The following is a 7,444-nucleotide window of genomic DNA, read 5'->3' on the forward strand; positions in this document are numbered from 1 at the left end:
AGGAAGCCTTCCTTTAGCAGCATCACCTCGGCACCGCGGGGATCGTATAGCCGCAAGGCCCAATGACCGGGACGAGGGAGGGTGTAGTGGATGGAGAGGGATGAATTGAAAGGGTTGGGGAAAGCTTCGAGAAGCGCAAATTCATTTGGAAGGCCGGCATCGACTGCCCCGGAGTCAAAAGGGCGGCCGTTCAGGTTCGCCAGTAAAGCATCGATCTTTTTATGTAGCGCCAGCACCCGCCTGTCATTCCCGGCGGCATCTAATTCATCCCCACCTTGTCGAATCAGCGCCAACTCGGCATAGGCAAGGTCGATGGCATAATAGAGGCTGTCGAGGCGGGCTGGAGCGTCCTCCAATGCCGCTTCGAGACGGGCTACGGCACCGGCGGCCTCGCCTGCTTCGACCAGGTCCTGGTTCGCCAGCCGGAAGGCATATTTGCCCAGCGACGTTGCTACTCGATCCTCAGCAATTTCGTTAAGCACCGCTTCACGCTCACCGACCGTAGATAGTAAATACCACATCTTCAGTGCGCCCGGCGCCACGGCCGTCGCGGGATAGTCGCTCACTACCGCCAGATAGCCCTCACGCGCGGCAGCGTAGTTTCCTGAATCGGCGGCAAATTTCGCGGATCGGAACCGGCTCAGCGCCGCGCGCTCGTCCTCGATGCTGGAGGTGTAGTTCGGCGTCAGGTCGGAGGGCGAATAGGTGACCGACGAGGTCGGATAGAAATCCCCCGAACCGACCGTCCCATTGCATTTGTAGTAGTTATAGGACCCGTCGAACGGCATTTGGGTGAGGTTGTAGCCATGGCTGGAGATCAAGTAGTCGCCTGCATTGTTGATGAAGTCGTTGTGTCCGCTGCTCCAATAAGTATAGGAGGGCGAGACCTGGATCAGTTCCGCCCAGGTCGAATCGGTCTTTGGGGTATGCGAGGCGGTCAGGTTGTCCGAAAAGCGATTAGCGAAGGTGGTGAGCCAGTCGGTGAGGAAAAGCGCCCCTCCACCGGTGTTGCGGACGGCGGAGAGGGCGTTGCCGGAAATGTCGTTGTGGAACAGCGTGAGCGTCGAATTGTAGCCATAAACTGCGGCGCCGAGCGTCCCCTGCCCCGATCCAGTGATCGTGCATTCGCGAATATCGACGACGCTGTTGTAGGCATAAACTGCGGCGTTGCCGGAGTTAGTGAAGGTGCAGTTTTCTATCTCAATGCCGCCGGTCGAGGTGCAGTTTTCGAGGCTGACCGCGATGCCGGTGATGTCCTCGAAGGTGCAATTTTCGATCGTGCCGGTACATTTGGATAGCGACAGCGCAGTGGAATAACCGCGGAAGGTGCAGTTGTGGAAGGAGACAGTGGCGGAATCGGCGGTGAAGGCCGTTCCGCTGCCAATTGCTGATATAAATTGACAGCCGATGAAAGTCATACTGCCACCGGGCTGGATCTGGAAACGACCATCCACAATTAGTCCATCCTCTAACTCTCCTCCATAAACCAATGGCAGGTAATACCAGCCACCTTCTTCATTGGGTTTGAATACTATATTCCGACCTGCCCAGAATTCATAATTCAATGATTGTCCGTAGGATCGCAAACCCGTTTCAGTATTGAATTCAACGACGGTGTTTGGCATGATGTAAAGTGAAGAGTTGAATTGAAGTATTTGATTGTATCCGAATGAAACATCATCGGCGACTATCACTCTATCTCGCCAATAGGTACTCCCTCTGGGAAGCCACCCTTTATAAGGTTGTGCATAAAGCCCGGTGTGGCGAGGGCCGTTGCCGAGTTGAGACCATTCGACGACCGCCAACTCATTTCCTGATTCGTCGAGATCCGGCGCATTTTGTCCCGTCAATTCCCACACCCGAACATACATCCGGGTGCGATTCGCATTGAAGGAACTGGAGATCACTTCAAGGCGATTGTCGTCGTTAAGATTGGTTATTATAGGAGTTGAATAGTAAGAATCGCCAGTGAAGTTGAATTCTGTCTCGATGCCCTCTTCGATGCTCATGACGTGCAGATTGTTGTTTCGCCATTTGCCCGAACCAAAAAGGTTGACAAACGCTCCGTAGCCGATATCAGCCATTGAAAGCATGACTCCGGCGGGGTGCTCATTATTGTTCGTCGGAACCGGCCAACGAGCGTTGGGGTCGAATTCCGATTGATCATTCTGCACCCAGAAGACGGGGTCTGAATTCCCGCCCGTCGTATGTAAGGCGGCAAATGGCAGTCCGTTGCGTCGGACATCGCCGGCTGCTATCTGTTCGCGCAGATTGAGGGCGTATGTGCCTGGAAGTAGATTACCACCCGGTCCCCAATTCTGCCGATTGTTGCCGTTAATGTCGATAGCATTGACGAAAGTTCGGTTCTGATCATCTTGATAGGGTAGAAGTGCTCGCAGAGTCCCATCGTTATCTAGATCGACCAGAGTAGGACCGATGCCGCCGAAATAGGTCGCGGCATTGGGATGACCGGGGCGGGTAACCTGAGTAACCAGCGACAATGTTTGGGTTGCAGGATCATAGGTGCGAATCCAGATGTAGTCACGGGAAGTAGAAACGACTTCCTTCTTGCCATCGCCGTTCATATCGCCGACGGCGGGAATCAAAGAGTGATCAGAAGTCTCGCCAGGCGCTCCGCCGCCATAGCCGCTCATCACCTTTGATCGCAATTGAAGGGGGGGGTTGGATTCTGTATCGAATGCTATCACCATTGTAACCCACCGTTCACCAGTAGGGTTGGGCCAAACACAGCCTCCTGGTCCATTCCCGGTCCTGGTCTTGTTGCTCCACCCACCTAGAATGATTTCCATCCTCCCATCTTCGAATGAGTGTGAGGTCTGGTAGTCAACGACGTCAACATCTGCAAGGACTGGCGTCCAGGCCCTAATCCAGTGCTTCAGATCAAATTCGTCACTAGCAAAATCGAGGCCGATCAGGCCGCTTCTTCCGATAATCTCACCGGATACACCGCTGCAGATATAGAGTTCAGTGTTGCTTGGAATTACGGTAACTTGATGAAAATGTCCTAAACCGCCGCCAAGACTATGCCATTGTTGATACGTATAATCTGAATCATTCTTGCCTATCGTGAAGACGATTTCGGGCAATCCATCACCCGTCACATCGCCCACCGCCGGAACGCCCCGGATGGCATAGCCTGTAGGATTGCCATTTTGGTCTTCGGACCAGAGATTCTCAGGAACCTCAATGGGCTCGTCGAGTTCGATTTCCACGCCAACAGCATCGAAGACGCGGATGCGTCGGCAGTCGGCGATAATGACTTCCTTGACGCCGTCTCCGTCGAGGTCGGCGACGACCGGGCCGAACCAGTAGATCCCCGTCGGCTGCTGCCAGATGCCTTCGATTTCGAGCGGAGTCCAATCCCCCAGGTTGTTCCACTGCGGCTGAGCATTGATCGTTACACAGGTAAAGATTCCAGCAAGTGTAAGGATGCTTGCAGTGACGAGTGAATTTCTGAAGTGTGATATGGTGTTTCCTCTTTTGTGAATTGAGATGGATTATCGGATACGTTTAATGATGATTGAAACTGACGTTGATGCACCCTCGACCTTACATTGGTAGTTTCCACTGGGAGCGGGATTACCATACCTGTTGTTTCCATTCCATTGAATGATCTTGGTTTGCGGACTGTTGACAGCGAATCTCGAAGACCAGATTTCCCGGCCTTGCAAATCGACCATGCTTAGATGATACTCGCCAGAGCGCTGTGCCGTAAATTGAATAATTACTGAACCGTTCGATGGATTGGGATAGGCAATGAGCGAAGACTTGTCTGGAGGGAGGATCGGTCTTTCTTTCGCTACTCGATTCGGCAATGGCGAATATCGCATGAATATCTCATCGCCAGTGTTGTTATTATTCCATCGACTGTCAGCCCACAGAACCGCCACCGACGAATCTGAAAAGAGCGCCATCCGGCGGGTATTGGTGCCGCGTCTTTCGATGAATTGAAGTGAGTCAATATAGTTGCCGTCGAGATCGAAACTGGCGAAGGAAGTTCCAAAGCGGGGGAACTGGGGGAAAACCCGCCCCGCTGCCATATAGATGCGATCCCGATTGGGATTAAAGACAAGTTGCCCCCAAAATCCCCCTCGACCCTCTCCTTCGATTATTTGATCATATCGAAGTTCGAAGTTGGGCAGACACTGGATGAGATTGTCGGTGATGGTCAACCAACCGTTGCTATGGACCAGCAGGCGCATAATGATGCGGTGTTCGGTATCGATTAAGATGTTCGAAACAATGTTTCGATAGTCGATACCGTCGGGCGCAGGGATCTCCACTGGGCCGATTGCGCGCTCGTCGTCAGGTGCAATCTTGGTGTAGAACCATTTCGGATCCATAGGATGCTGATTCCAACTTATATGCAGCGTGTCACCATCATCTATTGTGAGTTCCGGGTCCTGCGCAACTTCGCCTTCATATCCATCTGCAAGAAAGTGGAGGGTATCGATCAACTCTCCTTCGAAAGTCCACCTGCCATATGCCAGGAAGTAGTCGCGCCACCTACGGACCGGATCCCAAAGTTCAGTGCGCGACAGTATAACAAGTCGCTCTTGCGAATCGATAGACATCCGCGGTGCGCCGTAAAAATGTCCGACAGATTGGACGATTCCTTCCAATCGCACGGTCTGAATGTGCTCACCATCCGATGTGAACATCGTGTGGAAGAGTTCCTCCCCACCCCACAGCAAGTGAACGTTTTCATTGCGATCTAAGCAGACATCCCAGCAATGTCCTCCCCGATCCTCATCTTGCGGGAAGAAGAGCCCTATCGGAAGTGGATCTGTTAAGGCCTGCCCGAACTTGTCGAACTTCTGGTATGCCGCTTGACTTCCAAATTGACCTTCAAGTCCTGCACGGCCAACTTTGTAGCCCATGTGGATCACATCGCGGCTGTCAACGACGATTCTAAAGAGGCTTCCGCTCATATGCATACGACCGACGTTGGTCAACTGCACCTCCTCCGACCACTGCCTCGCCTCCGCCGGGCAGGGTCCTCCCGTCGCCCCCAGGACCGCCAGCGCGAGCCATAGCCCCCACGTCCGCCTATGTCTTGTCGTCCGCTTCATACCCTATAACCTAATGCCACCCGGCTGCAAAATCAAGTCTGCTTCGTTTTGCACTTCCTCCGACCTCTGCCCGTCCTCGCCGAAGACGTAGGTCGCAGCCATGGCGTCTCCGGCAGTCAGGCTAAAAAAGAAGAGAGAGAGAGAGAGAGACGATTGTGATTGTGAGCATGCTCACGAGAGGGTGAGATAGGGACCGAGCGAACATTGCAAGCCTCCTTAGCGATGGTGGTGTCATGGACAAACCTCGAAGCCCTCTAAAGGGGCGGAGCCTTCAACAGATCGAACGGAACAGCAGCGGTCATGGCGGAGTTCAAGAGGGGCAACTCTGCCGTACCAAAAAATATACGGTTCGGAAGACCCTTTGTCAATACCCCGGCGAATCTATTTTTGCAGCCTCAGTCCCCCCCCCAACGACAAAGGGCGTCAAGTTCGCACCTGACGCCCTGCTGCCGGGTGTGGTGACGTGGCTGCCTACGCAAGCAGCCGGATGAAGTCCGCCTTTGACCTCAAGCGTGAGATATGCAGCCGGTTGACGGTGTCGAATAGCACCCGGCCATGCAGTTGCCCGGGATCGGCATCGGAGGGGGGGTGATGCAGAAGAATCGTCACATCGTCACGCTCGGGGCGTATCTGATGCTATAGTAGGAAGATACGATGTGACGGAAGGGTGACGGAAGGTGATGGAAGGAGGTGAAGACAAAGAAGAGCACGAACTGAAGATAGGATATCGAGGGTGAGAGGGTGGTGCGGCTCCATTGAAACGGAATCAATCAATGCGTAAGACCTTGAGCTTCACATCACCACTTGGAAGATGTGCGATAACAGTCTCACCCGCCGTTGCACCAAGTAGCGCCTTAGCAATCGGAGTAGCCGGGTTAATTGTCCCAAATGCCGGTTTTGATGGTGCAGAAGAGATTAGAGCCTGTGCCTCGCGATTATCCTTCTCATTGAAATAGGTAACGTATGACCCAATCTCAATCCGATTCAAGCGTTCGGACTTCTCTTCCTCTTGCGTGACGACAGTGTCGTATACAATTTTCGATGACCGAACTTGAGGTAGAATGTTGCGCTCTTCAAGTTTGATCCACAATCGTTTGAGTGCTTTCTCCTGTTCAAGATAGAATTCACATTCACGAATCCGATAGAACTCCCAACCGCATCGCTCCAATATCCTCTGGCGCTCCATATCCTTTTCATATTCGTCCAATCCATGCCAATGGTCACCATCGCATTCGACTGCAAGCCGGGATATTCCTCCCTCAATGACTAAGTCAATTTCCTTTTCAGCGACCTTATATGCTGGAATGACATTGTATCCGCGCCGAGCAATTTCTAACGCAACATCCACCTCGAACCAACTGCGGAAGGGAGCAGGGGGCTTGACGATGGAGCGATTGTCCTGTTGTGCATGACGTTCAATCTCTGTCACCTCCATTCCGGCAACCTTTCGAATTTCGGTGTTCTGGAAGAACTCCAACAGCCGCCGTCGCATGCAAGTTGAACTTAAGTCATTCACTGTTACCGAATTGAAGAGCCACATTTGGTCGCGGGCACGGCTTGCGGCGACATTGAATCTCCGCTCGTCAGAAGCCCTTGCTAGCGCGCCAATGGTTTCGTTAGGCGACGCCACCATTGAAAGAAAAATAACATCTCTTTGGTCACCTTGAAAACTGTAGGGATTCCCACAGATGAGACGCCTCTTGGATATCTCCTCAGCGCCAATAATGTCAAGAAGTCTTCTTTCAATTAGACCTGCGTGAGCATCTCCTTGCAAAGAAATGACCCCCATTGTTCTGTCTTTGTAACTTGAGTCCTTGCACAATTCAGCAATCGTAGATGCAATTGCATCGGCCTCTGGCTCATTAACTGCCTTGCTGTCGGAACCTCTTCGCCATCCGTTTGAAATGTAAACAGATTTAAGCGGCGTCAAGCGATCGGGACCGTATTGACGCAAAGGAATAAGGGGTGAAGCGCTATAACACAAATCGTTGCTGAATTTGATTATTTCAGGCATGCAACGAAAGTGCTCACGAAGGGACACCTGACGCCTACCGTAGCGGAGTTTTCCTTGGTCGAAGAGGCTGCTCTCTACATCAAAAGAACTACTAAACTGGAAGTCCTTCAAGAACTGTTTCATAAGGGCATTGACAGTATTTCGGTCAATTCCGACGGATTCGGGGCTTATTTGTTTGTCGTCTCCAACTATTATAATCCTCTTTGCAAGATAGAATAGAGGAAGCGCTTCAAGTCCGCATTGGGAAGCCTCGTCAACAATAATCACGTCGAATATCTCCGGGCTTGCTTTCACAGTATCCCAAACGCGATGCAATGGCATAACCCAAGCAGGAACT

The 7,444-nt window shown here is 52.3% G+C and carries 4 protein-coding genes; 1 reads left to right on the forward strand and 3 read right to left on the reverse strand.

Translation table 11 applies throughout. The features are described from left to right. The coding region (locus FJY67_10390) for a hypothetical protein (GenBank protein MBM3329858.1) at nt 1-2,810 on the reverse strand (2,810 nt) is incomplete at its 3' end. A 363-nt stretch (nt 2,811-3,173) separates the two neighbouring features. Here FJY67_10390 and FJY67_10395 point away from each other — a divergent pair. Next, on the forward strand, nt 3,174-3,470 hold the full coding sequence (locus FJY67_10395) for a hypothetical protein (protein MBM3329859.1): 297 nt from the start codon (nt 3,174-3,176) through the stop codon (nt 3,468-3,470). Nucleotides 3,471-3,518: 48 nt separating this feature from the next. Here the strand turns inward: FJY67_10395 and FJY67_10400 are convergent, their stop codons facing one another. After that, entirely contained in the window at nt 3,519-5,093 is a 1,575-nt protein-coding gene (locus tag FJY67_10400; protein MBM3329860.1) for a T9SS type A sorting domain-containing protein, read from the reverse strand. A gap of 766 nt (nt 5,094-5,859) precedes the next feature. Further along, nucleotides 5,860-7,444, reverse strand: a 1,585-nt coding sequence (locus tag FJY67_10405; protein ID MBM3329861.1) for an AAA family ATPase, incomplete at its 5' end; no start/stop codon positions are given.

It is taken from the genome of Calditrichota bacterium, from assembly GCA_016867835.1.
Lineage (GTDB): Bacteria > Electryoneota > AABM5-125-24 > Hatepunaeales > Hatepunaeaceae > VGIQ01.

What these genes read in the sequence shown, in the direction of transcription:
- FJY67_10400 (MBM3329860.1), bottom strand. Translation starts at nt 5,093, where the DNA reads ATGAAGCGGACGACAAGACATAGGCGGACGTGGGGGCTATGGCTCGCG.